Origin of the sequence: Pandoraea cepalis, assembly GCF_902459625.1 — a bacterium.
In the GTDB taxonomy this organism is placed as follows: Bacteria; Pseudomonadota; Gammaproteobacteria; order Burkholderiales; family Burkholderiaceae; genus Pandoraea; species Pandoraea cepalis.
Map to the genome: position 1 here is coordinate 102,897 of NZ_CABPRY010000004.1, position 26,071 is coordinate 128,967.

Genomic DNA, 26,071 nt, shown 5'->3' on the forward strand with positions numbered 1-26,071 from the left:
CCTTAATGTTTCAGACCGGCGTAATGTTCTTCGCGGATGATGCGCGGCGTAATTTCGCGCGGCTCGATCGTCACCGGCTGATAGATCACCCGCTTCTGCTCGGGGTCGTAACGCATTTCGACATAGCCCGAGGTCGGGAAGTCCTTGCGGAACGGGTGACCGATGAAGCCGTAGTCCGTCAGAATGCGGCGCAGATCCGGGTGCCCTTCGAACACGATACCGACCAGATCGAACGCTTCACGCTCGAACCAGTTGGCCGAACTCCACAGATCGATCAGCGACGCCACGACCGGCAGATCGTCGTCCGGGGCGAACACGCGCACGCGCAGACGCCAGTTGTGGGTCAGCGAGAGCAGATGCGAGACGGCGGCGTAGCGCGGGCCGTCGTAGGCACCGTCGCCGTAGGCCGAGTAGTCCAGGCCGGCAACGTCCATCAACTGCTCGAACTTGAGCTCGGGATGATCGCGCAGCGCGCGCGCAACCTCGAGATAGTCGCTCGCCTTGACGGTCAGCGTCAGCTCGTCGAGGGCTTCCACCAACTGCTCGGCGCGGGCGCCAAGCACGTTTTGCAGGGTGGTCTTGAGTTGTTCTAGTTTAGACATGGGCGGGAGCGGTTATTTACGCGCGATCGTCGCAGTCCGCTTGATCTTCGACTGCAACTGGATGATGCCGTAGACGAGCGCCTCGGCCGTCGGCGGACAGCCCGGCACGTAGACGTCGACCGGCACGATGCGATCGCAACCGCGCACCACCGAGTAGGAGTAATGATAGTAGCCGCCGCCATTGGCGCACGACCCCATCGAGATTACCCAACGCGGCTCGGCCATCTGGTCGTACACCTTGCGCAGCGCGGGTGCCATCTTGTTGCACAGCGTACCGGCCACGATCATCACGTCCGACTGACGCGGGCTCGGGCGGAACACCACGCCAAACCGGTCCAGATCGTAACGCGCCGCGCCAGCGTGCATCATTTCGACGGCACAGCAGGCCAGGCCGAACGTCATCGGCCACAGCGAACCCGTGCGCGTCCAGTTGATGAGTTTGTCAGCCGTGGTGGTGACGAACCCTTCGCGCAAAACCCCTTCGATGCTCATATGCTTACCCTGAATCCTTCTGCAATGCGGCCAATACGATGCCGGCCTTATTCCCAGTCGAGCGCACCGCGCTTCCAGAGGAACACGAAACCGATCAGCAGCTCAAGCAGGAAACCCATCATGGAGATAAAGCCCACCCAGCCGATATCGCGCAGGGCGACGCCCCACGGAAACAGAAATGCCGTTTCGAGATCGAACAGGATGAAAAGGATGGCGACGAGATAGTAGCGCACATCGAACTTCATGCGCGCGTCTTCGAATGCCTCGAAGCCACACTCGTACGGAGAGAGTTTTGCGCTGTCGGGTTTGTTGGGGCCGAGGAATTTACCGACCCCAATCAGTAGCGCCCCAAGACCGCCACCTACCAGAATAAACAGCAGGACGGGATAATAGGTTCCGAGGTTCAACTCTACCCTCTTTTTGGTTAGTCCAAAAACCGCTTTCGTCATTGGCGTGGGGGCCAAAAAGCGGGTGAACAGTGAGCACAAAATAAAATGCCAGCCAAAGCATAAACGCAAGGCTGGCATCGGAGAACTGTGGTGCCGACGGCGAGACTCGAACTCGCACAGCTTTCGCCACTACCCCCTCAAGATAGCGTGTCTACCAATTTCACCACGTCGGCATTCAAATTCTGCAATCCGCTGTCACTTACGAATCGCTTCAAGACCGCTATATTAGCGCTCTTCAGCATTTTGTTCAACGCACAAATCGATTTTTTTTCGATTTTCTTTACAGCTTATTACACGTCGCAAACCGTGCTGCGCCTTACTTCGGCACGTCCTGCGGATTGGCTGCGGAAGCACTCACCGGCGCACTTGCCGCGACCGCGCCCGACGCCGTCATCGGCGACGTTGCGGCCGGCAAATTACCAAGGACACCGATGTTTGCCGCCGGCTTGTACGAACCAAGATACGTGAGACCCAGCGTGGTTACGAAGAACACGGCCGCCAGCACTGCCGTGGTCCGCGACAGGAAGTTTGCGGAACCCGACGCACCGAAGAGACTGCCCGACGAACCGCTACCGAATGCAGCGCCCATATCGGCACCCTTGCCATGCTGGAGCAGCACCAGACCGATGATGCCCAGCGCGGAAAGCACCTGCACCACGATCAACAACGTTTTCAACAACCCCATCTCATCACCCGTATAGAAGAATCCGATTTGCCGTGCATTTTTGGTGCACTGCATCATAACCATTTCGTGCCGTTACGAAACCCGGCATCGGCGTCAGCGCGACAGACCCGCCTCGCAAATCGCCAGAAAATCGACCGCCTTCAATGCCGCCCCGCCGATCAACCCACCATCGACATCCGCCATCGAAAACAGCTCGGCCGCGTTATCCGGCTTCACACTGCCACCGTACAACACCGCCACATCCATCACCGCCTCGCCCTTCGCACGCAGCAGCGAGCGCAAATGCGCATGCACTTCCTGCGCCTCGGCCGACGTTGCCGTCTTGCCTGTGCCGATCGCCCAGACCGGCTCATAGGCCACAACAATCTGCACCGCCTGCGCCGCCGTCAGCGCCGTGAGCACCGCATCGAGCTGACGCGTCACGACAGACATTGTTTCGCCGGCTTCACGCTCGGCGAGCGTTTCGCCGACGCATACGATCGGCGTCATGCCCGCGTCGAGCACACGCAAGGTCTTTGCCGCGACGCCCGCATCGGTCTCGCCGTGGTACGTGCGCCGCTCCGAATGCCCCACAATCACGAACTGTGCGCCGAACTCGGCAATCATCGGCGCGGAGACTTCGCCCGTGTAGGCACCACTCACTTGCGCCGACACCTCCTGCGCACCGAAGCCCAGCACCTGCCCCGAGAGGCGGGCCTGACATTGTGCGAGATAGGGGAACGGCACACACACGGCCGCCGTCACGCCCGGGGCGCTCAACACCGGTGACGCCAGCAGGTCGCCCAGCAGCGCCTCGTTGCCGGCCAGACTGCCATGCAGTTTCCAATTGCCCACGACGAGCTTGCCCGCCTTGCGGCCTAGGGTGCGAGCCGAAGCCGCAGTACCCGCAGTACCGATTGTCACGCGTGATCCCCCAATGCGTAAGGACGAAAAACCTCTCATTCTAGTGCGTCAGGGGCATGGGGGTCAATTTCGCCGACTTTCAAACGTGCGAATCCGCATGAAATGGGGCTTTCACGCGGATTCGCCTCGTGCGCCGACGCGAGATGACTTACCAGGTCAGCACGATCTTCCCGACGTGCGTACTCGTTTCCATCAATGCATGGGCTTTGTCTGCTTGGTCGGCCGGGAACGTCTGATAAATCACCGGCCGGATCTTGCCAGCCGCGAACAACGGCCAGACCTTCTCGTAGAGGTTCCGTGCAATCGCCGCCTTGAACGCCACAGAGCGCGGACGCAGCGTCGAGCCAGTCACCGTCAGGCGGCGGCGCAGCAGCGCCCCCATATCCAGCGTGGCCTTGCTGCCGCCGAGCAGCGCGATGATCGCGATGCGCCCATCGAATGCCAGCGCCTGCACTTCACGCGGCAGATAGTCGCCCCCCACCATGTCGAGCACGACGTCCACGCCGCGATCGCTGGTGAGCGCCTTCGTGACGGCGACGAAATCCTCGGTTTTGTAATTAATGCCCCGCTCCGCGCCGAGCGCTTCGCACGCGCGGGCCTTGTCATCGGAACCGGCGGTCGCGAACACACGATGGCCCATGGCCACGCCGAGCTGGATCGCCGTCACGCCGATACCGCTCGTGCCGCCCTGCACCAACAACGTCTCCTTTTCGCCCGACTCGGTCTCGCCGAGGTGAGCGCGATCGAACACATTGCTCCACACGGTGAAGAACGTTTCGGGCAGCGACGCCGCCTCGACGTCCGAGAGCCCTTGCGGCACCGGCAGCACCTGCGAGAGCGGTGCGGCGCAGTACTCGGCATAGCCCCCGCCCTGCACCAGCGCGCAGACGCGCGAGCCGACTTTCAATCCCCAGCGGTTATCCGGGCCGTCGAGCTTGCCATCGACGATCTCGCCCGCCACTTCGAGCCCCGGCAGGTCCGAGGCACCCGGCGGCACGGGATACTGCCCGATGCGCTGGAGCACATCGGGACGGTTCACGCCCGACGCGGTGACCTTGATGAGCACTTCGCCCGGCTTGAGTTCGGGGCGCGGCCGCTCTGTGAGCTTGAGCACTTCCGGTGCGCCGTATTGGGTGATCTCGATCGCCTTCATCGTGTCTTTCCTCGGTTGTCTGGACGACGCGCCGCATCAACGCCGGCTGCCCGTCTCGTTTCGTGGGATCGCGAGTCGTGCGGCCGCCCGCGAGTCAAACGCTGCGCGCGCCATGCCACACACCTCGCATGAAAAATGGTGTCGAGCCGTACCTTATCACCGACGGCGCGATCGCGTCGGGCGTCGATGCAGGTCTCGGCGGCATTCGGGATCAAACGAGATCAAACGGGATTATTCGGGACAACTGAGGGGCAACTGAGGGACCGCGGCCAGACAGGGGCATGCGCGGACGCCGGGGGCATTGGCACGCGCGCCGTTTGACGAGCGCGTCGCGTGCGATCTCGAGACCGCGCGCGACGCGCCGGGTTAGCCCCAAAAGCGGGGCGCCGGCTGCCCGCAGGCCGCTCGGCGCCGCCACCTCGCCCTGGCGCCGTCAGGCGACGCCTTCCGACCCTTCGTCGATCAGCCCGTGCCGAATGGCGTAGTCGGTCAGCTCCGCACGATCGTCAAGCGCGAGTTTGTGCAGAATTTGTGCAACGTGTGATGCAATCGTCCGCTCGCTCAAATGCAACGCGTGCGCGACTTCATTGACGGCCAGGCCGTCGACCAGCATATGAAACACTTCATTTTCGCGAATCGACAAGCTCAGGTGCCTCGACTTGTCGTCGTGCGCATCGGTGTCGTGCCGCGTGCGCGGCCCCCGATGCGAAGCCTGCGGTGGCTCACGGCGCGCCCCGGGTTCGCGCCACCCTGCGTCGGAAGCCGCCCGCGATGCTGCCCGGCTTCGTCCGCCTTCGAGTTTCATGCCCGCCTCCTGTAAAGAAACGTCCCACGCCCGAACCGTCGGCCGCACGTCGAGGCGAACGGAGGGCGTCGCCTATTCTGCATCAGACAATTCGCGCTCGTATCTTCGGGGAAGCTGATCGCTGTGGCGCATTCGATTGGTTGTGCCTAATCCGCCACGCATGCACCGTCGCCGAGCACGAAGCGGCCGCGGCCGCCATGCTTGGCGTCGTACAGCGCGCGGTCCGCCGCGTCGAACATCATGTCGGGCGTCTTGACTTCACCGCTCGCGACCATCGCCACGCCCACGCACGCGCCCACCGTGACGGCCCCGACGGACAGCGACATCGGCCGCGATGCTGCATCGAGAATCGACATGGCCGTGCGCTCCACATCGAGAATATCCTGTACGTCGCGCATGATGACGGCGAATTCATCGCCACCGAAGCGGGCAATGACGTCGCCCTCGCGCACGCTCGCGACCAGCCGTTTGGCCAGACGCCGCAGCAACTCGTCGCCGAGCGCATGCCCCCACGTGTCGTTGACGAGCTTGAAGCGATCCAGATCGACGAACAGCAGCGCCTGCGCGCCGCCCCCCTCGCGCGCCACGCGCAACGCACCCGCCAGCGCCTGATCGAAGCCCTTGCGATTGAGCAGCCCCGTCAGATGATCGGTGTGCGATTCGCGCCGCCAGCGCCGCTCGTTCGAGCGCTCGACGGTGATATCGCGGACAAACACATGAACGCCGGCGAGGACATCGTGCGCGGCCCATTCCGGCTGATAGCTCACTTCAAAGCAGCGGAACGCCGCGTCGTCGCCAAAATCCCAGATGAACGTGGCGGCTTCGCCCGCGAATGCCCGGGCGAGATGCGGCGCGAACTCGCGATAGAGCGATGGGCCGAGCAGCTCGCTCGCCGTCGCCCCGAGAATGCGTTCACGCGGCCGCCGCAAACGCAATTCACAGGCCCGATTCACGAACGCAAAGCGCTCGTTGCTGTCGAGAAACGCGACGAGATAGGGCACCCGATCCGCAATTTCCTGCATGCGCCGCACACTCGCCCGCGCCGCCTCGCGCGAGCCCTCGAGCGCCTCGGTACGATCGCGCAGTTGCTCCATCATGTCGCGAAACGCGTTCGCGAGCGCGCCGATCTCGTCGGCACGCTGAACAGGCAGCGACTGCACCGCGCGCATGTCGCCGGCGCTGCGCCGCACGAGGTTGCGAAGTGTATCGAGCGGACGCAACATGTGCCGCGCCATCCACCACATCGCGAACGCGGCCAGCCCGATCGCGGCGATCGCGAGCAGGATCACGCGACGCCGCACGCGCGCAAGCGGATCGAACGCTTCGGCGCCGGGCACCACCGCGACAACCGACCAGCCGGTCGTGGCCATGGTCGCGCGCGCCACCAACGGATGCATGCGCAAGAGAGGGTTCGGCCCCGGATCGTGCACGCCGCAGAGCGTCTGCGCCGGGCCGACGGGCGAGAGAATCTTCGTCACATCCGCCTGAATGACATAGCGCGCGGGATTTTCATTCGTCGTCACGCAGTAGCGCCCGCTGGCGCCGACCGCATTGATCGCCAGATCGACCATGAAGTTTTGCCGCAGCAGATTGATCGCGCCGCCGATCACGGCAATCGTCTTGCCCTGCGCGCCCACGACGGGTACCGCGAGGATAATGCCCGGCGAGCGGGTGATCCTGCCCGCGATCAGTCCGGACGCCGCCTGAGGCGCGCCCGCGAGCACCTGCCGGAAATAGTCGCGATCGGCAATGTTGATCGCCGTGGCGGGGAACGTCGAGTCGTAGCGCATACGGCCGTCGGGCGCGGCTACGAAAATCGTGTTGAAGGTCTCGGGCATCGACACCGACATGTTGGCGAAGGCATCGAACTGGGCGAGCGTCATCGCGTCCGGATTGCCAAGGTGGCGCGCCATGCGATGCAGAGCGAGAAACTTCCCGCGCATCTTGTCGTCGAGCTGTTCGGCAACAAGCTGGACCTGGGTGTCGAGCTGCGCCTGCATCGAGCTTCGCAACTCCCCGTAGACAAAGAATTCGATGCCAACGGCGACGCCGACGATCAATATCATCGAGACCAGGGCCGTCGTGGCTGCGACCCGTCCCTTCAACGACTTCACCATGCTGGCCCGTGCGAAAGTAGCTTGTGATGCTTTTTGGTTATTTTTGCGGGTGCTTATCCCCGAAACGGCACATTTTCTGGAAACTTGAGCAAAATTTGCCGCCTTCGTGTCACCACCTCATCGACACGCGCTTGCGACATTGCCGGATGGCGGCTAACGATGTTCGCCGAACCCGTCGTAAAATTGCGCATCCAACGCGCCACGAGGGGGCGACGCGGCGCGCGCCACGCTGAATCGGCGCGGTATCGCACGCCGGCAGGGTCTCCCCGCCACCCCTCGTGACCCGATCTGCCCGACCCGACCGAATTCATGACGAGCACCCAAGCCCAAGCCACCCCCGCCGCCGCCGCACCGATGACGCCGATGACGCCGATGATGCAGCAGTACACGCGCATCAAGGCCGACCATCCGAACATGCTCGTCTTCTATCGCATGGGCGATTTCTACGAGCTGTTCCACGACGACGCAGCCAAAGCGGCACGACTGCTCGACCTGACGCTCACCGCGCGGGGCCAGTCGGGCGGGCAACCGATTCGCATGGCCGGTGTGCCGCATCACGCCGTGGAGCAATACCTCGGCAAGCTCGTCAAGCTCGGCGAGTCGGTGGCCATCTGCGAGCAGATCGGCGATCCCGCCACCGCCAAGGGTCCGGTCGAGCGCAAGGTCGTGCGCATCGTCACGCCGGGCACGCTGACCGACGCCGCATTGCTCAGCGACAAGGTCGACCAGTATCTGCTGGCCGTACAAATGCCGCCGGCGCGACGCGCCAGCGAGCGTGTCGCCGGCCTCGCCTGGCTGTCGCTCGCCAGTGGCGAGCTGCGCCTGATGGAAGTCGCCGCCGACAAGCTGCCGCGCGAGCTGGAGCGCATCCGCCCGGCCGAGACGCTGGTGCCCGACAGCGCCCTCGAAGCCTTCGAGGGCTTCTCCCTCGGCACCACGACGCGCGTGCCCGACTGGCACTTCGACACGGCCGCCGGCACGCAACGCCTGCGCGATCAACTGGGGGTCGCGAGCCTGACGGCCTTCGGCTGCGACGGCCTGAACCCGGCGCTCGGCGCAGCCGGCGCATTGCTGCAGTACGCGGCGGCCACGCAGGGCCAGTCCTTGCGCCATGTGCAAAGTCTGAACGTGGAGCGGGAAGCCGCCTATATTGGCCTCGACGCGGCCACGCGGCGCAATCTGGAACTCACCGAAACGCTGCGCGGCACCGAATCGCCGACGCTACTCTCGCTGCTCGACACTTGCGGCACCACGATGGGCAGCCGGCTGATGCGCCACTGGCTGCATCATCCGATGCGCGATCAGCAGGTGCCGCAGTCGCGTCAACTGGCCATTGCGACGCTGCTCGAAGGCCCGGGCACGTGGCGCGCGCTGAACAGCGAATTGCGACATGTGGCCGACGTCGAGCGGATCACGGCGCGCCTGGCGCTGCTCACCGCGCGACCACGCGATTTGTCGAGCCTGCGCGATGCGTTGCGCCGCCTCCCCGAACTGCACACCACGCTGCGTGCCGTCGAAGCGCGCTCGCCGCTGCTTGCGATGCTGCACGAAGACCTCGCGATTCCAGAGGCCGCGCTCGCGTTGCTCACGCGCGCCATCGCCGAAGAACCGGCGGCCATGCTGCGTGACGGCGGCGTCATCGCGCGCGGTCACGATGCCGATCTCGACGAACTGCGCGATATCTCGGAGAACTGCGGCCAGTTCCTCGTCGATCTGGAAACGCGCGAGCGTGCGCGCACCGGCATCAACAATTTGCGGGTCGAGTTCAACAAGGTGCATGGCTTCTATATTGAAGTCACGCGCGGCCAGACCGACAAGGTGCCCGACGACTACCGCCGCCGCCAGACGCTCAAGAACGCCGAGCGCTACATTACGCCGGAGCTGAAGACGTTCGAGGACAAGGCATTGTCCGCGCAGGAGCGCTCGCTCGCGCGGGAGAAGCTGTTGTACGACGCGCTGATGCAAGCACTGCTGCCGCACATCACCGAGTTCAAACGCATTGCGCAGGCGCTCGCCCAGTTGGACGTTCTCGCCGCGCTGGCCGAGCGTGCCGAAACGCTCGGCTGGGTCAAGCCCGAGCTGGTGGACGATCGCGTGGTCGACATTCGCCAGGGTCGCCACCCGGTCGTCGAACGACAAGTGGAACGCTTCATCGCCAACGACTGCTCGCTGGACGACGCGCGCCGCCTGATGCTCATCACCGGCCCGAACATGGGCGGCAAGTCGACCTTCATGCGTCAGACCGCCCTCATCGCCCTGCTCGCTTACGTCGGCGGCTACGTGCCCGCCGAGGCGGTGCGACTTGGCCCGCTCGACGCCATCTTTACGCGAATTGGCGCGTCGGACGACCTCGCGGGCGGACGCTCGACGTTCATGGTCGAGATGACCGAGTCGGCTGCGATTCTGCACACGGCGACCGACCAGAGTCTGGTGCTGATGGACGAGATCGGGCGCGGCACGTCAACGTTCGACGGTCTCGCGTTGGCCTGGGCGATTGCGCGGCATCTGCTTGGGCACAATCGCAGCTACACGCTGTTCGCCACCCACTACTTCGAACTGACGCAACTGCCCGACGAGTTTGCGCAATGCGCGAACGTGCATCTGTCCGCCGTGGAGCACGGCGAAGGGATTGTGTTCCTGCACGCGGTGCAGGACGGCCCGGCCAGCCAGAGCTACGGATTGCAGGTCGCGCAACTCGCCGGAGTGCCGATGCCAGTCATTCGCGCGGCGCGCAAGCATCTCGCGTTACTCGAACAGCAGGCGCTCGATCCGGCCGCCCCACAACTCGATCTGTTTGCGCCGCGAGCACCGGTCGATGCCGACATCGATGACGCATCGGAGGACACTTCGGATAGCGCGTCGAACGGCCCGCTCGCGACGCAGGGTAGCCGTGGCTCGACGCACCGTGCCGCCGCCCTCGATCCCGCCGCCGAGGCGACATTGGCGCGTCTGTCGCAGATCGATCCCGACGAGTTGCGCCCGCGCGAAGCGCTCGAGCTACTGTATGAACTGCGCGGCCTGATGGACGGTCGCAAGCACTGACGTCGCCCCTCATGCCGAGCCTGCCTCGCCTGCGCGCCCCTCGCCACACAAGCCACGGCCTGCGCGCCGTGTGCCTCTTGGCGCTCGCGTTCGCGCTCGTCACGGGCACCGCACCGACGACGGCCGCATCGGCAAACGCCAGGATGGCCACGACGTCCAGGGGGAAGACAACGACCAAGCCTGGCGCCAAAGGCCCGCGCAAGCCGCCACCGTTCGAATTCGCGGTGCTGGGCAACACCCCCTTCGGCAACACGGAGGTGCCGGTGGTGCGCAACGTGCTCGCGAGCATTGGTGACAGTCAGGCCGTGTTCGTCGTCCATGCGGGCAATCTCAAAAGCGTGACAGAGTCGTGTCGCGACGAACTCGTCACGCAGCGCCTGAGACTTCTCGCCAGTTCGCCCAAGCCGCTCATCTACGTACCGGGGGCGAACGACTGGGCCGATTGCCAGCGCGCGACCGAGGGCGGCTACAACCCCGTGGAGCGGCTCGACTTCCTGCGCGATCAAGCGTTCAGCGACGATGCGTTGCTCGGCCCCGGCCCCGTGGGTCACGCGCCACTCGATCTCACGCGTCAAAGCGACATGGCGCGCTTTCGCCAGTATCACGAAAATGTGCGATGGTTTTATAACGGCGTGGTGTTCGTCGGCCTGAATCTGCCCGGCAACAACAACAATTACCGCTCGGCGGGGGGACGCAACGGCGAATTCGAGGACCGGGCCGTGGCGACGCGCGTCTGGCTGCAGCATGCGCTCGTCTACGCGAAGCAGAAGGAGGCGGTCGGCATGGTCATCATTGCGCAGGCCGATCCCGCGTTCGAACCGGCGCGACGCGCAGGGCTGGGAAGTCTTTTCTCGGATCGCGTGGGACGCCACGGCGTCGACGGCTTCAAGGAATTCCGAACGCAGTTGCTACGGCTCACGAATCGCTTCAAAGGACCGGTGCTGCTCATCGACAGCGGCAAGACGATGCGTCACGTGCAACCGCTGCGCGATGCCCGCGGCGCACCGGTGAAGTCGTTCACCCAACTGAGCACCTACGGCTCGCCAACCGCAAATCGATGGGTGCGCGTGCTGGTCGATCCGGGCGCGTCGTCACTCTTCCGTTTCGAGGGGGTGACACTACCGTCCAATAGCGCCGCGGCAACTAACACCCCGCGCGGCGGCGCAACACCGGCGTCTGGCGGACCCCCCGCCGGTGCGGCAGCGCCGGCGCCCGGCAGCTTGCCCCACGCAATGCCCTATGCAGCGCCCTATTCGGCGCTCTACCCGTCGTCCGGCATGTCGAACGACCTGGGCCCGGCCGCGTCGGATCCCAATCAAGGGGTCATGCCCATCGGGCCGGCGCTCCATCCGAACACGGGTACGCGCGCCCCCAGGCGTGGCAACTGAGTGCTCGCCTGAAAACGCAAACGCCGAATCCGGCGCATTGCATATCGCAATGCGCCGGATTCGGCGAAAGCCCGCGTACGGCGCGTGCGTCTTGCGTCACCTGCCCGGCCATGCGCCACAAGGCGGCAGCGGGCAGCGCGACGCGTCAGCCTCAATGCAGCGTAGGCGCGTCGTCCTGATCTTCGTCTTCGTCGACGACTTCAAGCCCCGACGCGCCATGGGCGTGCTGGTGCTCGATTTCTTCTTCCGTCGCCTGACGCACGTCGGCCACCTTCAGGTCGAAACGCAGCGCCATGCCCGCGAGCGGGTGATTGCCGTCGAGCACGACCTTGTCTTCGGCAACGTCGGTCACCGTGTAGATCAGCGTGTCGGCCTCCTCGTCGCCATCTTCCGGCGAGCCTTCGAACTGCATGCCGACTTCGAGCGGATCCGGGAAACGACCACGCGCTTCGATCTTGATCATCTCGGGATCGTAGTCGCCGAACGCGTCGGACGGTTCCAGTTGCAGTTGCGTTTCATAGCCCACGTCCTGGCCGTCGAGCGCTTCCTCGATCTTGGGGAACGTGCCATCATATCCGCCGTGCAGGTAAACCATCGGCTCGGCGCCGCTTTCTTCGATCAGGTTGCCCTGAGCGTCCGACAACTTGTAAGTCACCGAGACGACGGTATTCTTTTCGATCTTCATCAAACTCTCCGAAAAACAGCCCGCATTATACGCGCAGCTGCATGACATCGCCCCGCGCGCAACCCGACGCCACCTTGAATCGTACAACGGCGTGCATGGCGCAGCCCTCTCTTGATGCATTGATCCACCCATGACGACATCCCGCCTCCCCTCGCCTCTGCTCGGCGGCCTCGCGCCGGACGCATTCATGAAGCGCTACTGGCACAAGCGCCCGCTCCTCATCCGCCAGGCCATTCCCGGCTTCACCGCGCCGCTCTCGCGCGAAGCGCTGTTCGCGCTGGCAGCCCGGGACGACGTCGAATCCCGATTGATCAGCCATGCCCGCAAACGTTGGCAACTCGAACATGGGCCGTTCGATGCGGACGATCTGCCGCCACTGAGTCGCAAGCAATGGACGCTGCTCGTGCAGGGGGCGAATCTCCACTCGCCGGCCGTCGACGCACTCATGCAACAGTTTCGCTTCGTTCCCGACGCGCGTCTGGACGACGTGATGATCAGCTACGCCACTGACGGCGGCGGCGTCGGCCCGCACCTCGATTCCTACGACGTTTTTTTGCTGCAGGCGCATGGCAAGCGACGCTGGCGTATCGGGCCGCAGCGCGACACCACGTGGCTCGATGGCGTACCGTTGCGCATCCTGAAGTACTTCGAGGCCGAAGAGGAGTGGGTGCTGGAACCGGGCGACATGCTGTACCTGCCGCCGGGGTATGCGCATGATGGCGAAGCGCAAGGCGAGTGCATGACCTACTCAATCGGCTTTCGCGCGCCGCTGGAGCAGGAAATGCTTCAGAACTTTCTGTACTACCTCGCGGAAAACGCGCCCGCACTACCGTTCGCCCGCCATTTTGCGGGCCGTTACGCCGACCCGGGACAATCGGCCGTCAAACATCCGGCGGCGCTACCCGATGCCATGATCGAGACGCTTGTGGCACAGCTCGAAAAAGTGCGTTGGGGACAAAAAGAGGTCGAGGATTTCCTTGGGCGTTGGCTGAGCGAGCCCAAGTCGCATGTGTTTTTCGATCCGCCGCAAACCCCGCTTTCGGCGACAAGATTCGTGCGCGAAGCGGCCGCGCGCGGCTTGGCCCTCTCGCCCAAGACGCAATTGTTGTATCGACGCAACCGATATTACGTCAACGGCGAGCCGCTCGACGTCCCTGTCGATGCGCGCGCGACCTTACGACGCCTCGCTGACCACCGTCAGTTAAATGCAGGTGAATGTGCGAATTTGGGGCAAAAAGACCAAGAAATCGTCGAAATTCTGTACGATTGGTATGCTTCCGGGTGGCTGCAGGTGGAAAGCGACCCGAAGACCCCGCTAAAGTTGCGCGCCGTAAGGAAAAAAGCGGGGAAATGACGCGAGATTGACGTGACGGGTTGGGGAAAACCCAATATAATTTCTCGCCAAGCAGCTTGCATGACCAAGGGTAATCCTCAATTGCCAATGTCTCGCAATCGGCTTTGCGCTGGCAAGAGCGTATTACCGTAATTAATATTCATTCGCTTGTCTTCTACCATAAAAGGACGTGATCATGAAGAAGTCTCTCCTCGTCGCTTCGTTGTTGGCTATCGCCCTGACCGCCTGCGGCAAGAAGGAAGAAGCCGCTGCTCCGGCTGCTGACACGGCTGCTTCGGCTGCTGCTGCTGTTGCTGACTCGGCTGCTTCGGCTGCTTCGGCTGTCGGCGCTGCTGCTGACTCGGCTGCTTCGGCTGCCGGTGCTGCTGCTGATGCCGTTGCTTCGGCTGCTGACGCTGCTGCCAGCAAGTAAGCTATCGCTGCCGCAAGGCAGTTGAGAAAAAAGCCGGTCGAAAGACCGGCTTTTTTGTTTGTCGCAACGCTTCGCGCCCAACGCCAGGCACCCTGCCTGCATCAAGGCACGCCCTGTATCGCTAGCACGCCAGCCAATCGAAGCCCCCCGACTGCGTCGCCACGAGGATCTCGGTGGCCGCCGAGCCGATGACTGACGACATCGCCGCCATCGCCAGCTCGGGCGTATTGTTCTGCTCGCTCAAATGCGCACCGATCACGCGCTGCAGCTTCCTCCGGTCGATCGCTCCCAGAATCTCCGCCGCCGAGTCGTTCGCCAGATGGCCATAGGTGCCGCCAATGCGCGCCTTGAGCGATGCCGGATACTTGCTATTCGCCAGCATGTCGCGGTCGTGGTTGCATTCGAGCACCAGGGCATCGCAGCCACCCAGTGCCGCGACCAGATGCGCCGTCGCGCACCCCGCATCCGTGAGCACACCCAAACGGCGTGCGCCGTCGGAAAACACGAACTGCAGCGGCTCGCGCGCGTCGTGAGGCACCGTGTAAGGATGAAGCTCGATATCGCCCACGGCAAGCCGCTCATCGGCGCGGCACCAGCGCACGAGGGCCGCATCGCCCTCGCCCTTGAGCGTGGCGTGGACCTTGACGGCCTGCCCCGTTCCCCAGCTCATGATGAGAGGAATCCGGTACTTGCGAGTGAGGGAAAGTGCGCTGCCGATGTGGTCGGCATGCTCGTGGGTGATGACAATGGCGTCGAGCGACGCCACATCGATCGCGCGTGCCGTCAGGCGCCGCTCGACCTCCCGCATCGAGAAACCGCAATCGAGGAGAATGCGTGTCGTGGAGGCGCCTTCCGACGCCTCCACCAGCAGGGCATTACCTTCGCTGCCACTGCCAAGACTGGCGAACCGCACGCCCCGCCTTAACGGAGTTGGTTGCCGATCACACTGATGATCGTCTGTGCGATCTGCGAGTTATCGACGTTACCCTTATCGTCGAGCACCTGCACACGGGTCTGGTTATCGCCGCGCCCCTGCACGTTCACGCTAAGCTTTTTGGCCTTCTTGCTGTCCTGCACTTCCTTCGCATGGAACAAGCTGTAGAAGAAACCATTGTCCTTCGCCAGCGATGCCGGATCCACGTAGCTCACGAAGTAAATGCCCTTCGCGCGGTCGCGATCGTCCACGGTGAAGTTACCGCGATCGAGCGCCACGCCGACACGGCGCCAGGCCCGATCGAACGGCTCGTTGATGTCGAGATACGCGGCGTCGGCCGTCTTCACGACCTGGCTCGACGGGCCACCCGCCTTGGCGCCTTCGACTTGTGCCTTGGCCTGATCGGCCTGCACGCCAAAGCGCTGCATCAACTTGGTCAGGAAGATTGCCTCGAGACCCGGATCGTTCGGCGCCGGCTCCCACTTGGTCGTGTCCTTCTGCGCGTTCGTGAACACTTCCACCATGCGGCGGTGCGTGATGTAGACGTCCGTACCGCCATTCGGATCACGTTCCACGCGCGTGCGGAAGCGATCGCGTTCGCCGGTCGAATACAGGCTGTCGAGCACCTTGCCGAGCAGATCACGGATGATGTCCTGATTCAGCTTGGCGCGGTTTTCCGCCCAATCCGTTTCCATCACGCCCGTGTCCGGCGAATCGATCGTCAGCACAAAGCCGTTCTCTTGCCAGAATTCACGCAACGTCGGCCACAGGTCGCCCGGTGCCTTCTGAATCACCAGCCAGCGCTCGTTGCCGTCGCGCACGACCTTCATGCCGGGCACCGCCGGCAGCACCGTGTCCGTCGGGTTGGCCGCAACGACCTTCTGCTGGTTCTCGTAGGTCGACAGCGTTGCGATGCCGGCCGGCGACACGTACTTCCGGTCGGTCGCCTGGACGTTCGTCAGATCCGGCGGGACGTCGAGCGAGGGGCCGGTCTTCGAGCTCTTGTAATCGACCTTGTCAGAGGACAAGGCGCTCGAGAGCGAACTGCATCCCGCGACGAGGGCCAACGAGGCAATAGCGGCCCATGCCAGCACGGGACGAGCTACGGAATTACTGACGATTCGTTTCATGAGTCGCAAAAAAAGGGGTGGGCAATCGAACCCGGGTGCCGGAACGACAGGTTAGACAACGGCGATGTTGGCCGACTTGAGGGCACCAAGCACCGTGTCGCGGTAAGGCTGCGCCAGCGGCGTGAGCGGCAGGCGGATGCCCGACGCGATCATGCCCATCTGTTGCAGCGCCCACTTCACGGGGATCGGATTGGCTTCGACGAACATGGCGCGGTGCAGTTCGAACAACTGGAATTGCAGTTCCCGTGCCTTGGCCACATTGCCGGCCAGCGCAGCCACGCACAACTCGTGCATCGCACGCGGTGCCACGTTGGCAGTGACCGAGATATTACCCTGACCGCCCATCAGCATGAGCGCAACAGCCGTCAGGTCGTCGCCGCTGTACACGGCGAAGCTCTTCGGGGCACGCCGGATCAGATCAATGCCGCGATCCAGATTGCCCGTGGCGTCTTTCACGCCAACGATGCCAGGCACTTGCGCCAGACGCAGCAGCGTGTCGTTGCTGGCATCCGCCACGGTACGGCCGGGCACATTATAGAGAATGACCGGCAGCTCGACGGCTTCGGCAATGGCGCGGAAGTGCTGGTACTGGCCTTCCTGCGTGGGCTTGTTGTAGTACGGCACGACCTGCAGCGACGCGTCGGCGCCCACCTGCTTCGCATGTTTCGTGAGTTCGATGGCTTCCGCCGTCGAGTTGCCGCCCGTGCCGGCAATGACCGGCAGTTTGCGGCCGCGCGACTCGCCGGCTTGCGCGGCTTGCTGCACGGCGATCTCGATGAGTTCGCAGTGCTCCTCGACGTTGACCGTCGGCGATTCACCCGACGTGCCGACGATCACGATGCCGTCGGTGCCTTCGTCGGCGTGCCAGTTGATCAGGTTGCGCAGTGCTTCACGGTCAAGGCTGCCGTCCTCTGCCATCGGGGTGACGATCGCGACGATACTGCCTTGCATCGGAGTTTGGGTAGTCATGGTTGATCGAACAATTCAGCGATAAGGGTGGATTGTAGCGGATTCCGCCGTCGGCTCGTACAGGGCGGCATTGCCGGGGTTTTCCCCGGGGACGGCACGCGTGGCGCACACGCGCTGCACGCACGCCGCGCGCGGCGCCGCCAACGTGACATCCTCGAAACCCGCCACACGCAGGCCGGCCTCTCGCGCCACGTCGAGCAATTCACCGGGAGCCAACAGAAACTGCGGATTGGACGGCTTTCCGTACCGTTCGTTTCCCCGCGCAAAGGTTTCGTAAATCAGCACGCCGCCCGGCGCGACACTGGCTGCGATACGCGAGAAGAGCGGTCGATGCAAATAATTCGTCACGATGACGGCATCGAAGCGCTCGCCCTCGGCCAACGGCCACGGCGCGCCCTCCAGGTCGGCGGTCAGCGTCGTCACGTTCGCCAGCATTGACATCGTGGCAAGCGCCGCCTCGTCGCGATCCACGGCGATGACGTGCATGCCGCGGGACGCGAGCCAACGCGCGTGGCGTCCTTGACCGCAGGCCAGATCGAGTGCGCGGCCGCCCGACGGCATCAGATGCGCCCAGCGCACCAGCCACGGCGACGGCGCGCCAGTACCGTGCGCACTACCGCCTTGCACCACGCCGGGAGCGACCGCGTGCGTCATGAATATTGCAGCCCCATGGCTTCACGCACGTCGCGCATGATCTCCTGCGCGGAGCGTCGCGCCTTCTCACATCCATCGGCCACGATGGCGCGCAGCAGCGACGGATCGTCCACGTACTTCTGGGCGCGCTCGAGCATCGGCTGCTGTTCGCGCAGAATGCCTTCGATGACCGGCTGCTTGCACTCGATGCAACCGATCCCGGCGCTGCGGCAGCCCTTCTGCACCCAGTCGCGCGTGTCGTTGTCGCAATAGACCTGATGTAGTTGCCACACCGGACACTTCTCCGGGTCGCCCGGATCGGTTCGACGCACGCGTGCGGGATCGGTCGGCATCGTACGCACCTTCTTGGTGATCGAGTCCGCGTCTTCGCGCAAGCCAATGGTGTTGTTATACGACTTCGACATCTTCTGACCGTCGAGTCCCGGCATGCGCGACGCCGGCGTGAGCAACGCCTGCGGCTCGACCAGAATCAGCTTGCGCGCGCCTTCGAGATAGCCGAAGAGCCGCTCACGATCGCCCATGGACAGCGACTGCGACTCGGAGAGCATCGCGCGTGCCTGTTCCAGCGCTTCGTCGTCGCCCTGCTCCTGGTACGCCGTCCGGAGTTCGAGATACAGCTTCGCGCGCTTGCCGCCAAGCTTGCGTGCGGCTGCCAACGCCTTTTCCTCGAAACCGGTTTCGCGGCCGTAGAGATAGTTGAAGCGGCGCGCAATTTCGCGCGTCATTTCGACGTGCGGCACCTGGTCCTCCCCCACCGGCACGTGCAGCGCACGGTAGAGCAGAATGTCGGCCGCCATCAGCACCGGATACCCGAGGAAGCCGTATGTCGAGAGATCCTTCTCCCTGAGCTTCTCGATCTGTTCCTTGTACGTCGGCACGCGCTCGAGCCAGCCCAGCGGCGTGCTCATGCCGATGAGCAGCGCCAGCTCCGCATGTTCGGGCACCTTGCTCTGGATGAAGAGCGTGGCCTGATTCGGATCGATCCCTGCGGCAAGCCAGTCGATCAGCACGTCCCATACGTTCTGTTCGATGACTTCCGGCGTCTCGTAGTGCGTGGTGAGCGCGTGCCAGTCGACCACACAGAAGTAGCATGGATATTCGGACTGAAGCTGAATCCAGTTCTTGAGCACGCCATGATAATGGCCGAGGTGGAGACGACCGGTCGGTCGCATGCCGGAGAAAACGCGTTCGGGATACATGGTCTCGTTATGTTCTGCAAAAACTTCAGGAAATCAGCGACAACAGCGGCGTGAGCATCCAGACGATGAAGTCACGCCCCCACTGAATCAGCGGCCACAGCCAGACACGGCCGAGCACACCGCTCACCACCAGAGCCATCACGATGAAGAACCCGTAGGGCTCGACGCGGGAAAGGCGATAGGCCGCACGCGCCGGCAGCAGCGACACGAGCACGCGGCCGCCATCGAGCGGCGGCACCGGAAACAGGTTGAACATACACATCACGAGGTTCACCAGGAGACCGGCCTGCGCCATCATCATGAAGAACGGCTCGTGAACGCCGGCGATTTGCAGCCCCACACCGAACACAGCCCACAGTATGGCCTGGACGAAGTTGCACAACGGACCGGCCAGCGCCACCCAGATCGTATCGACCCGCGGATTGCGCAGGCTGCCGAACGCCACCGGCACCGGCTTGGCATAGCCGAACAGAAACGCTCCGCTCGTCATGAAGTAGAGGGCAAGCGGCACGAGCACCGTGCCGATCGGATCGATGTGCTTGAGGGGATTGAGCGTCACGCGCCCCATCAGATAGGCCGTGGGGTCGCCGAAATACTTCGCGACATAGCCGTGCGCGGCCTCGTGCAGCGTAATCGCGAAGAGGACGGGAAGCGCATAGACCGCAACGGTCTGGATCAGGTCTGCATTCATAGCCGCGTATTGTAGCAAGCCGACCTGCGCGCCAGTATTACCGCGTATTGCAAGGCGAGCGACACGCGCCCGTTCACGACAGACCGAACGGCGCCAGCGAGCCGCGACCGCGACGCAGCACCTCGGGCGGCGTCACCGTCAGGTCGACCACCGTGGACGGTTCTTTAGGACAGGCCCCGCCGTCGATCACCAGATCCAGTTGCTTTTCCAAGCGCTCACGAATCTCGTCGGGGTCGTTCAGCGGCTCGGTTTCGCCCGGCAGAATCAGGGTGGTGGCGAGCAACGGCTGCCCCAGCGCCTCGAGCAGTGCCAGCGTGATGGCATGATCCGGCACCCGCAGACCGATCGTCTTTCGCGACGGATGCGAGAGCCGGCGCGGCACCTCTTTCGTCGCTTCGAGAATGAACACATAGGGCCCCGGCGTCGTCGCCTTGATCAACCGGTATTGCCGGTTATCCACCATGGCGAACTCGGCCAGCTCCGACAGATCGCGGACCAGGAGCGAGAGCAGTTGCTTGTCGTCGAGACCGCGAATACGACGCAGGCGTTCGACGGCCTGCCGGTCGTCGATGTGACAGGCGATCGCGTAGCTGGAGTCGGTCGGCAACGCCACGATGCCGCCCTTGTCGATGATCTGGGCGGCCTGCTTGATGAGTCGTGACTGAGGATTTTCCGGATGGATCTGGAAGAATTGCGACATAGTGTCGGAAAGTTACTGCCAGCGGCTCCAGACCGGGGTGAGATCGTCGGGCAGCGCAGGCAGCTTGCCGAGCAGCGCACGGCTCTCGGACGGCCCATGGAAATCCGAGCCGCGCGACGCCAGAAAATCGTAGCGGCGCGCGACGTCGGCATACTCGCGGTACTGATCCGGCGTATGGCTGCCGGTCACCACTTCGATGGCCTCCCCGCCCAGTTCGCGGAACTGATCGAACAGTACCCCGAACTCGAGCGGCGTGAATTTGTAGCGTCCCGGGTGTGCCACGACGGCAATGCCCCCCGCCCCGCGGATCCAGCTCACGGCATTCTCCAGCGTGGCCCAGCGGTGCGGCACGTAACCCGGCCGCCCCTCCGCGAGATACTTCGAAAACACATCGGAAACCGACGTGCATTTGCCGATTGCCACGAGATATCGGGCGAAGTGCGTGCGCGAAATCAGATCGGGATTCCCGACGAAACGCAGCGCCCCCTCGTAGGCGTGCGGAATGCCGGCGGCCGCCAATTGCTCGCTCATCTGCTGGGCTCGCAACGCCCGGCCACCGCGCGTGGCCGCCAGTCCATCGATCAGCGCGGGATTATCGGGATCGAGATTCAGCCCGACGATATGCACCGTGCGGTTGGCCCACGTAATGGAGATCTCCACACCGCTCACGTACCCCATGCCGAGCGCTTCGGCCGCCGCGCGCGCTTCGCGCTGGCCACCGATCTCGTCGTGGTCGGTCAGCGACCAGAGGTCGACACCGGCCTCAAACGCCACCTGCGCCACCTCGGACGGCGCGAGCGTGCCGTCGGACACTCGGGAATGACAATGAAGATCCGCGTTGAGCATGATGAGCCGCCGGGGGGATGACATATCGCGTCCGCCCGGCACCGCCGTATGACGTGGTTGTGACGCCTTTATTCTACCGCTCAAGTGAGCGCGGCGCGAGTGACCCGCGGCCTCACTCCCGGCAGAAGTCGTCGATCAACCGGGCAACGACGTCGGGTTGGTCGTGATGCAGCATATGACCGGCATCTTCCACGAAAGCCTCCGTCAAATTCGGAAAGACCTCGAAGCGCTCCCGGAACGCCGCCGTCCCCTGCGCCCCGACGAAATGTCGCAGCACGTCCGAGTCCGTGGCTTCCACATGCAGGACGGGCGCGCTCACGTTGCCCCATACCGCCATCGCTTCATCGAGCCGGTACGGGTAGGGATTGGCGATCTTGTGCGCCGCATCGGCAAGCAAATGCCATTGTCCATCGACGTCCTGGCGTGCCCATCGTTGTGCCAGCCAGTCCGCCCGCACCTGCGTGAGGCGCGGATTGGTCTTGCGAAGCCGCGCCACCACCGCGTCGAGCGTGGCATAAGGACGCAACGTCGGCGCATGCTGCAAATCGTCGAGCCAACGGCCGAGCTGGCGGATCGCCGCGATCGGCTGCGACGGTGGCAGACCGAAGCCCTCCAGATTCACGAGACGCCGAACCCGCGAGGGCCGCACCCCGGCATACAGACACGCGACGTTGCCGCCCATGCTGTGACCAATCAGCCGGACAGCTTCGCCGGGCTCCGTGTAGACGTCGAGCAGGGCGTCGAGGTCGGCGAGGTAGTCTGGAAACCAGTAGCTGCCGCAGCGGCCTTGCGCCACTGGCCAGTCGGTGAGGCCGAAACCGCGCCAGTCCGGGGCGAGCACATGCCAGCGCTGCGCCAGCGTTTGCGCGACGAACTGGAACGACGCCGACACGTCCATCCAGCCGTGCAGCGCGAACAGTTTCGGCGCGCCGGGCGTACCCCACTGCCGGACATGGTGGCGCAGGCCGCGCACCGTCAGAAATTCGGATCGCGAATCGGTCATGGCGCAGGCAGAAAGTGAAGATCGAAACGATCGAGGAACGCCGAGTCTATCAGCGTCAAAAATGACGAATCGGCCGCGCCGCTACACAAGCGCCTGCAGCGCAGCCAGTTCGTCGTCGTCGAAGCCCGCCGCCCGGCGGGCCTCCAGGTTGAACGGCCCGCGCAGACGCGGCGCACCATATTGCGCCGCGAGCCGGGCATAGGTCTCGATGGGATCACATCCGGCGCGCTCGCATCCCCAGCGATACCAACGGTTCCCGATGGCGACATGCCCGATCTCATCGCGCAGGATGATATCGAGAATGGCGGCCCCGGCGGCATCGCCCGCGCTCGCCAGCTTGGCCTTGATCGGCGGGCTGGCGTCGAGCCCGCGCGCCTCCAAGGTGCGTGGCACCAGCGCGAGGCGAGCCAGCCAGTCGCCGGACGTCCTGCGCGCCATCTCCCATAAGCCGTCGTGCGCCGGGAAATAGCCGTAGCGGTACGGCTCACCGAGCGTGTTCAAGTGCTGGGCAAGCAGAGAGAAGTGATACGCCTCCTCCGCCGCGACCTGAAGCCAGTCGTCGTAGTAATCGGTGGGCAGGCCGTCGAAGCGCCACAGGGCGTCGAGCGCAAGATTGATCGCGTTGAATTCGATGTGGGTGAGCGCGTGCAGCAAGGCGGCACGGCCCTCGACCGATGTCGCGGCGCGGTGCTTCAATTCTCGCGGCGACACCAGCCGGGGCGCGGCGGGACGTCCCGGAATGCCGGCCTCCCCCGCGCGCGCCGGCGCCGCCGGCTCGGCCACCTCGAAGCGACGCTCGGGGTGCCAGCGTGCACGGCCGTCTCGCACTGCGTCGCGAAGTGCCGTCACGCCGTGCGCCTTCTCATACGGATCGCACAGGCGCAGGAGCGCAAGCGTGTGCTCGCGGGCACACGCCGATCCGGTGAACGCGAGATGCGCGTTGCCGGATGTGCTGGCTTCGGAGCCATGGCCGGGGTCGGCGTTGCGCGCGGCACGGCCGCCGGGCGTGGGAGTGAAATCGGTCATGACGTTACAATACCTAATTCATCGATTTTAACCGCGAACCGAAGCCGCCATGCCGATCTACAAACTTGGAGACAAGACCCCCCAGATCCACGAGAGTGCTTTCGTGGCCGACACCGCCAGCATCATCGGAGATGTGATCCTCGCCGAGAACAGCAGCGTGTGGCCGGGGGTCGCGATTCGCGGCGACAACGAGCCGATCAAGGTCGGCGTGGGTACCAACGTGCAGGAAGGTGCCGTTCTGCACGCCGATCCGGGGTACCCGCTCACGCTGGCCAGCGGCGTGAGCATTGGCCATCAGGCGATGCTGCACGGCTGCACCGTGGGCGAAAACTCGCTCATCGGCATTCAGGCGGTGCTGCTCAATGGCGCGGTCATCGGCCGCGACTGTCTGGTCGGTGCGGGCGCGCTGGTCACCGAGCGCAAGACGTTCCCTGACCGCTCCCTGATCCTGGGTGTGCCCGCCAAGGTCGTGCGCGAACTGACCGACGAGGAAGTCGCGAACCTCAAGCGCAACGCCGAGGGCTATGCGGCACGCCGTCAGGTCTTCAAGGAACAGTTGGTGCGCATCGGCTGATCGCCCCGCCGGTGTGTTGAAAATGCGGTGCGCGCCCCCAGATTACGCAGTATTGACGCGCCAACCACCGGCGTTCGTGCAGCATCCGGCTCGAATCTGCGCGGTTGTTACCGCGCAACGCGGCCCGCCACGACAACCGCCGTTGCCGCATTTTTCAGGAATTCAACCGTGTCCGATCAACTTCAGAAATTCATGTTCGACGCCGCCCCGGTGCGCGGCGAATACGTCAGCCTCGACGCGACGTGGCGCGCCGTGCTCGAGCGTCACGACTACCCGGCGCCGGTACGTCATCTGCTCGGTGAAATGATGGCCGCGGCCGCGCTGCTCACGGCCAACGTCAAATTCGACGGCGCCCTGATCCTGCAACTGCACGGCGATGGCCCGGTCACCATGATCGTCGTCGAATGTAACGCCGACCTGACGATGCGCGCCACGGCAAAGTACAGCGGCGAGATCCCCGACGACGCGACCCTCAAAGCGCTCGTCAACGTCGACGGCCGCGCACGCTTCGCCATTACGCTCGACCCGCGCGTGAAGCAACCGGGCCAACAGCCTTACCAGGGCGTGGTGCCGCTGTCGGATGAACACGGCCCCCTGCCCGATCTGGCGTCGGTGCTCGAACACTACATGCATCATTCGGAGCAGCTCGACACACGCCTGTGGCTCGCGTCGGACGACCGCCACGCGGTGGGCATGCTGCTGCAGAAGCTGCCCGGCCATGGCGGCACGGCCGGCACCGGTGCCGAGCGTGCGCCCGAGCAAGACGAGGACATGTGGAATCGCGTCTGCCAGCTTGGCAATACGCTCAAGCGAGACGAAATGCTGAGCGTCGATCGGGAAACGCTGCTGCAGCGCTTGTTTTGGGAAGAAACGGTGCGCGTGTTCGAGCCGGCGGTCACGGCGTTTCGCTGCACGTGCTCGCACGAGCGGGTCACCAACATGCTGCGCACGCTCGGCGAAGCAGAAGTCATGAGCGTATTCGACGAGCGTCCCGATCTTGAAGTGGCGTGTGAGTTCTGCCGCCAGACCTATCGTTTCGACAAGGTGGATGCGGCGCAGCTCTTTACGGAGCAACTGCACGCCGCGCCGTCCGCGCAACATTGAGCGACGCGGAGATCGCAGGCATGCGCCGGATAGACGTCACCAGGCACCGCATGCAGGATGTGGCGGGCGGTGGTTCGGCTCGCCACCCCGCTATCGCCCTCGGCGCATCGCTCACGCCGCGACTCGCGTTCAACGCCAGCACTACGCGCGCCACGCGTGAACGGCCCCCTCGGCTTGTCGTCGGCGCCCTCGGTGTCCTCGGTGTCCTCGGCGCGCTGCTCCTGATGCTCGCCGCCGGTTGTGCGCAACTGCCACCGCCTGACGCGCCCGCGGCACGTCTGCCGCAGACGCAAGGCATCCCGGCAATGACCGATGCCCAGAAGCAGGACCTGACACGCTTGAACAAACGCATCTACGACGAGCAGGAAGCGACCATCGAGCACGAACGCGCACAGCGCGCCATCGAGGCTGCGCTGCGCAGCAATGCCAACAACGCGTATTTCTACGGTGGTTGGGGTGGTCCTGCGTGGTATGGCCCGGGATGGTACGGACCGGGATGGTACGGACCGGGCCGATATGGCGGCTATGGCCCACGCGCATCGGTGGGTGTGGGCATCGGCTTCTAGTGTGCGGCACCGCGAGATGACATGAAAAAATGGCGTTCCCGTGGGAACGCCATTTTGTCGTACTGTCTGCGCGTTGTGCCGGCGACGCTCAGTGATGCTGAGCCTTGTGCGCCGCGTGCGCCCCGCGCTTCGCTGGGGACGAAGTCGGCGGTGCCGGCGGCGCTGCCGCGACCGACTTGTGTGCCGGTTCGGTCGACGAGACCAGTGGGGCACCCGCGGCGGAAGCGGCCTGCGGACCGCCCGAGCCGTCCGGCGCCACGAACTGAACGAACACTTCGCCGTCCTTGACCATACCCAGCTCGAAACGCGCGCGCTCCTCGATCGCCGACGTGCCGTCCTGCAGATCCTGCACTTCGCCGGCAAGACGATCGTTACGTTCTTTCAACTGCTCGTTCTTCTGCTGTTCGGCGCTCAACTCGTCGCGCAGCTCGTGCACGTACAGCCAACCACCATGGCCGAACCAGAGCGGATACTGGATCACCGCCAGCAGCAGCACCAGCAGCAAGGTCACCATTCGCATGCTTTCGCCTGGCAAGAATGCCGAGAAGCGCGCCTCGACAGCCGTCGGGGCGCAACCTCCCGGGAAAC

27 protein-coding genes and 1 tRNA gene are annotated in these 26,071 nt (G+C 64.3%); 7 read left to right on the forward strand and 21 right to left on the reverse strand.

Features of this window, described 5'->3' with window-relative positions:
- Positions 1–2 precede the first annotated feature (2 nt).
- The 9 genes from PCE31107_RS11640 to PCE31107_RS11680 form a co-directional block, all read right to left on the reverse strand.
- Positions 3–602, reverse strand: a complete 600-nt coding sequence (locus tag PCE31107_RS11640; RefSeq protein WP_130025588.1) for an NADH-quinone oxidoreductase subunit C — start codon at positions 600–602, stop codon at positions 3–5.
- 12 nt (positions 603–614) lie between these two features.
- The gene (locus PCE31107_RS11645; protein WP_010807413.1) at positions 615–1,094 is read right to left on the reverse strand and encodes a NuoB/complex I 20 kDa subunit family protein; all 480 of its coding nucleotides are present in this window, start codon (positions 1,092–1,094) and stop codon (positions 615–617) included.
- Positions 1,095–1,141: 47 nt separating this feature from the next.
- Positions 1,142–1,501, reverse strand: a complete 360-nt coding sequence (locus tag PCE31107_RS11650; protein WP_017233013.1) for an NADH-quinone oxidoreductase subunit A — start codon at positions 1,499–1,501, stop codon at positions 1,142–1,144.
- A 130-nt stretch (positions 1,502–1,631) separates the two neighbouring features.
- Positions 1,632–1,716 (reverse strand) — tRNA-Leu (locus PCE31107_RS11655).
- Positions 1,717–1,859: 143 nt separating this feature from the next.
- Entirely contained in the window at positions 1,860–2,228 is a 369-nt protein-coding gene (gene secG / locus PCE31107_RS11660; protein ID WP_026131777.1) for a preprotein translocase subunit SecG, read from the reverse strand.
- 93 nt (positions 2,229–2,321) lie between these two features.
- Positions 2,322–3,131 (reverse strand): triose-phosphate isomerase, encoded by an 810-nt coding sequence (gene tpiA / locus PCE31107_RS11665; protein WP_130025587.1) that lies wholly within the window; start codon positions 3,129–3,131, stop codon positions 2,322–2,324.
- A 148-nt stretch (positions 3,132–3,279) separates the two neighbouring features.
- Entirely contained in the window at positions 3,280–4,284 is a 1,005-nt protein-coding gene (locus PCE31107_RS11670) for an NAD(P)H-quinone oxidoreductase (RefSeq protein ID WP_150608578.1), read from the reverse strand.
- A 433-nt stretch (positions 4,285–4,717) separates the two neighbouring features.
- A complete protein-coding gene (locus PCE31107_RS11675) occupies positions 4,718–5,089 on the reverse strand; it encodes a response regulator transcription factor (protein WP_150608580.1) in 372 nt (123 codons plus the stop codon).
- Positions 5,090–5,235: 146 nt separating this feature from the next.
- The gene (locus tag PCE31107_RS11680) at positions 5,236–7,206 is read right to left on the reverse strand and encodes a sensor domain-containing diguanylate cyclase (protein WP_150608582.1); all 1,971 of its coding nucleotides are present in this window, start codon (positions 7,204–7,206) and stop codon (positions 5,236–5,238) included.
- 309 nt (positions 7,207–7,515) lie between these two features.
- Here PCE31107_RS11680 and mutS point away from each other — a divergent pair, with 309 nt between their 5' ends.
- Together mutS and PCE31107_RS11690 are read left to right on the forward strand one after the other, a co-directional pair.
- Positions 7,516–10,248 (forward strand): DNA mismatch repair protein MutS, encoded by a 2,733-nt coding sequence (gene mutS, locus PCE31107_RS11685; RefSeq protein ID WP_150608584.1) that lies wholly within the window; start codon positions 7,516–7,518, stop codon positions 10,246–10,248.
- 11 nt (positions 10,249–10,259) lie between these two features.
- Positions 10,260–11,636, forward strand: coding sequence for a hypothetical protein (locus PCE31107_RS11690; RefSeq protein ID WP_150608587.1), 1,377 nt, complete (start codon positions 10,260–10,262; stop codon positions 11,634–11,636).
- Positions 11,637–11,787: 151 nt separating this feature from the next.
- On the opposite strand, the gene PCE31107_RS11695 is transcribed toward PCE31107_RS11690, so the two are convergent.
- Positions 11,788–12,321: an FKBP-type peptidyl-prolyl cis-trans isomerase gene (locus PCE31107_RS11695; protein ID WP_130025580.1), complete on the reverse strand. Its 534-nt coding sequence runs from the start codon at positions 12,319–12,321 to the stop codon at positions 11,788–11,790.
- Between the two features lie 130 nt (positions 12,322–12,451).
- On the opposite strand from PCE31107_RS11695, the gene PCE31107_RS11700 reads away from it, so the two are divergent.
- The gene (locus PCE31107_RS11700; RefSeq protein ID WP_150608589.1) at positions 12,452–13,675 is read left to right on the forward strand and encodes a ribosomal protein uL16 3-hydroxylase; all 1,224 of its coding nucleotides are present in this window, start codon (positions 12,452–12,454) and stop codon (positions 13,673–13,675) included.
- Positions 13,676–13,850: 175 nt separating this feature from the next.
- Positions 13,851–14,087: a hypothetical protein gene (locus PCE31107_RS23345; protein ID WP_174966639.1), complete on the forward strand. Its 237-nt coding sequence runs from the start codon at positions 13,851–13,853 to the stop codon at positions 14,085–14,087.
- 121 nt (positions 14,088–14,208) lie between these two features.
- Here the strand turns inward: PCE31107_RS23345 and PCE31107_RS11710 are convergent, their stop codons facing one another.
- The 10 genes from PCE31107_RS11710 to PCE31107_RS11755 form a co-directional block, all read right to left on the reverse strand.
- Positions 14,209–15,000 (reverse strand): MBL fold metallo-hydrolase, encoded by a 792-nt coding sequence (locus PCE31107_RS11710; RefSeq protein WP_150608591.1) that lies wholly within the window; start codon positions 14,998–15,000, stop codon positions 14,209–14,211.
- 8 nt (positions 15,001–15,008) lie between these two features.
- Positions 15,009–16,151 carry an outer membrane protein assembly factor BamC gene (bamC, locus tag PCE31107_RS11715; protein WP_150608592.1) on the reverse strand — a complete coding sequence of 381 codons (1,143 nt, stop codon included), beginning with the start codon at positions 16,149–16,151 and terminating at the stop codon, positions 15,009–15,011.
- A 51-nt stretch (positions 16,152–16,202) separates the two neighbouring features.
- Positions 16,203–17,120 (reverse strand): 4-hydroxy-tetrahydrodipicolinate synthase, encoded by a 918-nt coding sequence (dapA, locus tag PCE31107_RS11720; protein WP_150608594.1) that lies wholly within the window; start codon positions 17,118–17,120, stop codon positions 16,203–16,205.
- A gap of 15 nt (positions 17,121–17,135) precedes the next feature.
- Positions 17,136–17,774, reverse strand: coding sequence for a class I SAM-dependent methyltransferase (locus PCE31107_RS11725; RefSeq protein WP_150608596.1), 639 nt, complete (start codon positions 17,772–17,774; stop codon positions 17,136–17,138).
- Positions 17,771–18,973 carry a tryptophan--tRNA ligase gene (locus PCE31107_RS11730; RefSeq protein WP_150608598.1) on the reverse strand — a complete coding sequence of 401 codons (1,203 nt, stop codon included), beginning with the start codon at positions 18,971–18,973 and terminating at the stop codon, positions 17,771–17,773. Before PCE31107_RS11730 ends, PCE31107_RS11725 begins: the two co-directional genes overlap by 4 nt.
- A gap of 25 nt (positions 18,974–18,998) precedes the next feature.
- Entirely contained in the window at positions 18,999–19,664 is a 666-nt protein-coding gene (locus PCE31107_RS11735; RefSeq protein WP_017232996.1) for a site-2 protease family protein, read from the reverse strand.
- A gap of 73 nt (positions 19,665–19,737) precedes the next feature.
- Complete coding sequence (locus tag PCE31107_RS11740) at positions 19,738–20,364, reverse strand: L-threonylcarbamoyladenylate synthase (RefSeq protein ID WP_130025573.1); 627 nt, start codon at positions 20,362–20,364, stop codon at positions 19,738–19,740.
- Between the two features lie 12 nt (positions 20,365–20,376).
- A complete protein-coding gene (locus tag PCE31107_RS11745; protein WP_246181809.1) occupies positions 20,377–21,234 on the reverse strand; it encodes a 3',5'-nucleoside bisphosphate phosphatase in 858 nt (285 codons plus the stop codon).
- An 88-nt stretch (positions 21,235–21,322) separates the two neighbouring features.
- Positions 21,323–22,213: an alpha/beta fold hydrolase gene (locus tag PCE31107_RS11750; RefSeq protein WP_150608600.1), complete on the reverse strand. Its 891-nt coding sequence runs from the start codon at positions 22,211–22,213 to the stop codon at positions 21,323–21,325.
- A gap of 81 nt (positions 22,214–22,294) precedes the next feature.
- The gene (locus PCE31107_RS11755) at positions 22,295–23,239 is read right to left on the reverse strand and encodes a ferritin-like domain-containing protein (RefSeq protein WP_150608602.1); all 945 of its coding nucleotides are present in this window, start codon (positions 23,237–23,239) and stop codon (positions 22,295–22,297) included.
- 49 nt (positions 23,240–23,288) lie between these two features.
- Between PCE31107_RS11755 and PCE31107_RS11760 the strand changes: the two genes are divergently transcribed.
- The 3 genes from PCE31107_RS11760 (at position 23,289) to PCE31107_RS11770 (ending at position 25,483) form a co-directional block, all read left to right on the forward strand.
- Entirely contained in the window at positions 23,289–23,813 is a 525-nt protein-coding gene (locus PCE31107_RS11760) for a gamma carbonic anhydrase family protein (RefSeq protein ID WP_130025569.1), read from the forward strand.
- A 168-nt stretch (positions 23,814–23,981) separates the two neighbouring features.
- Positions 23,982–24,917 carry an Hsp33 family molecular chaperone HslO gene (gene hslO / locus PCE31107_RS11765; RefSeq protein WP_130025568.1) on the forward strand — a complete coding sequence of 312 codons (936 nt, stop codon included), beginning with the start codon at positions 23,982–23,984 and terminating at the stop codon, positions 24,915–24,917.
- A gap of 20 nt (positions 24,918–24,937) precedes the next feature.
- A complete protein-coding gene (locus PCE31107_RS11770) occupies positions 24,938–25,483 on the forward strand; it encodes a hypothetical protein (RefSeq protein WP_150608604.1) in 546 nt (181 codons plus the stop codon).
- Between the two features lie 88 nt (positions 25,484–25,571).
- Here the strand turns inward: PCE31107_RS11770 and ftsB are convergent, their stop codons facing one another.
- Positions 25,572–26,003, reverse strand: a complete 432-nt coding sequence (ftsB, locus tag PCE31107_RS23800) for a cell division protein FtsB (protein WP_343032345.1) — start codon at positions 26,001–26,003, stop codon at positions 25,572–25,574.
- Positions 26,004–26,071 lie beyond the last annotated feature (68 nt).

Bases quoted from the DNA above. Each gene is read 5' to 3' on its own strand.
- PCE31107_RS11640 (WP_130025588.1), bottom strand. From the start codon at position 602: ATGTCTAAACTAGAACAACTCAAGACCACCCTGCAAAACGTGCTTGGC.
- PCE31107_RS11645 (WP_010807413.1), bottom strand. From the start codon at position 1,094: ATGAGCATCGAAGGGGTTTTGCGCGAAGGGTTCGTCACCACCACGGCT.
- secG (WP_026131777.1), bottom strand. From the start codon at position 2,228: ATGGGGTTGTTGAAAACGTTGTTGATCGTGGTGCAGGTGCTTTCCGCG.
- PCE31107_RS11670 (WP_150608578.1), bottom strand. From the start codon at position 4,284: ATGAAGGCGATCGAGATCACCCAATACGGCGCACCGGAAGTGCTCAAG.
- PCE31107_RS11675 (WP_150608580.1), bottom strand. From the start codon at position 5,089: ATGAAACTCGAAGGCGGACGAAGCCGGGCAGCATCGCGGGCGGCTTCC.
- PCE31107_RS11680 (WP_150608582.1), bottom strand. From the start codon at position 7,206: ATGGTGAAGTCGTTGAAGGGACGGGTCGCAGCCACGACGGCCCTGGTC.
- mutS (WP_150608584.1), top strand. From the start codon at position 7,516: ATGACGAGCACCCAAGCCCAAGCCACCCCCGCCGCCGCCGCACCGATG.
- PCE31107_RS11690 (WP_150608587.1), top strand. From the start codon at position 10,260: ATGCCGAGCCTGCCTCGCCTGCGCGCCCCTCGCCACACAAGCCACGGC.
- PCE31107_RS11695 (WP_130025580.1), bottom strand. From the start codon at position 12,321: ATGAAGATCGAAAAGAATACCGTCGTCTCGGTGACTTACAAGTTGTCG.
- PCE31107_RS11700 (WP_150608589.1), top strand. From the start codon at position 12,452: ATGACGACATCCCGCCTCCCCTCGCCTCTGCTCGGCGGCCTCGCGCCG.
- PCE31107_RS23345 (WP_174966639.1), top strand. From the start codon at position 13,851: ATGAAGAAGTCTCTCCTCGTCGCTTCGTTGTTGGCTATCGCCCTGACC.
- bamC (WP_150608592.1), bottom strand. From the start codon at position 16,151: ATGAAACGAATCGTCAGTAATTCCGTAGCTCGTCCCGTGCTGGCATGG.
- dapA (WP_150608594.1), bottom strand. From the start codon at position 17,120: ATGACTACCCAAACTCCGATGCAAGGCAGTATCGTCGCGATCGTCACC.
- PCE31107_RS11725 (WP_150608596.1), bottom strand. From the start codon at position 17,774: ATGACGCACGCGGTCGCTCCCGGCGTGGTGCAAGGCGGTAGTGCGCAC.
- PCE31107_RS11730 (WP_150608598.1), bottom strand. From the start codon at position 18,973: ATGTATCCCGAACGCGTTTTCTCCGGCATGCGACCGACCGGTCGTCTC.
- PCE31107_RS11735 (WP_017232996.1), bottom strand. From the start codon at position 19,664: ATGAATGCAGACCTGATCCAGACCGTTGCGGTCTATGCGCTTCCCGTC.
- PCE31107_RS11740 (WP_130025573.1), bottom strand. From the start codon at position 20,364: ATGTCGCAATTCTTCCAGATCCATCCGGAAAATCCTCAGTCACGACTC.
- PCE31107_RS11745 (WP_246181809.1), bottom strand. From the start codon at position 21,234: ATGTCATCCCCCCGGCGGCTCATCATGCTCAACGCGGATCTTCATTGT.
- PCE31107_RS11750 (WP_150608600.1), bottom strand. From the start codon at position 22,213: ATGACCGATTCGCGATCCGAATTTCTGACGGTGCGCGGCCTGCGCCAC.
- PCE31107_RS11755 (WP_150608602.1), bottom strand. From the start codon at position 23,239: ATGACCGATTTCACTCCCACGCCCGGCGGCCGTGCCGCGCGCAACGCC.
- PCE31107_RS11760 (WP_130025569.1), top strand. From the start codon at position 23,289: ATGCCGATCTACAAACTTGGAGACAAGACCCCCCAGATCCACGAGAGT.
- PCE31107_RS11770 (WP_150608604.1), top strand. From the start codon at position 24,938: ATGCGCCGGATAGACGTCACCAGGCACCGCATGCAGGATGTGGCGGGC.
- ftsB (WP_343032345.1), bottom strand. From the start codon at position 26,003: ATGCGAATGGTGACCTTGCTGCTGGTGCTGCTGCTGGCGGTGATCCAG.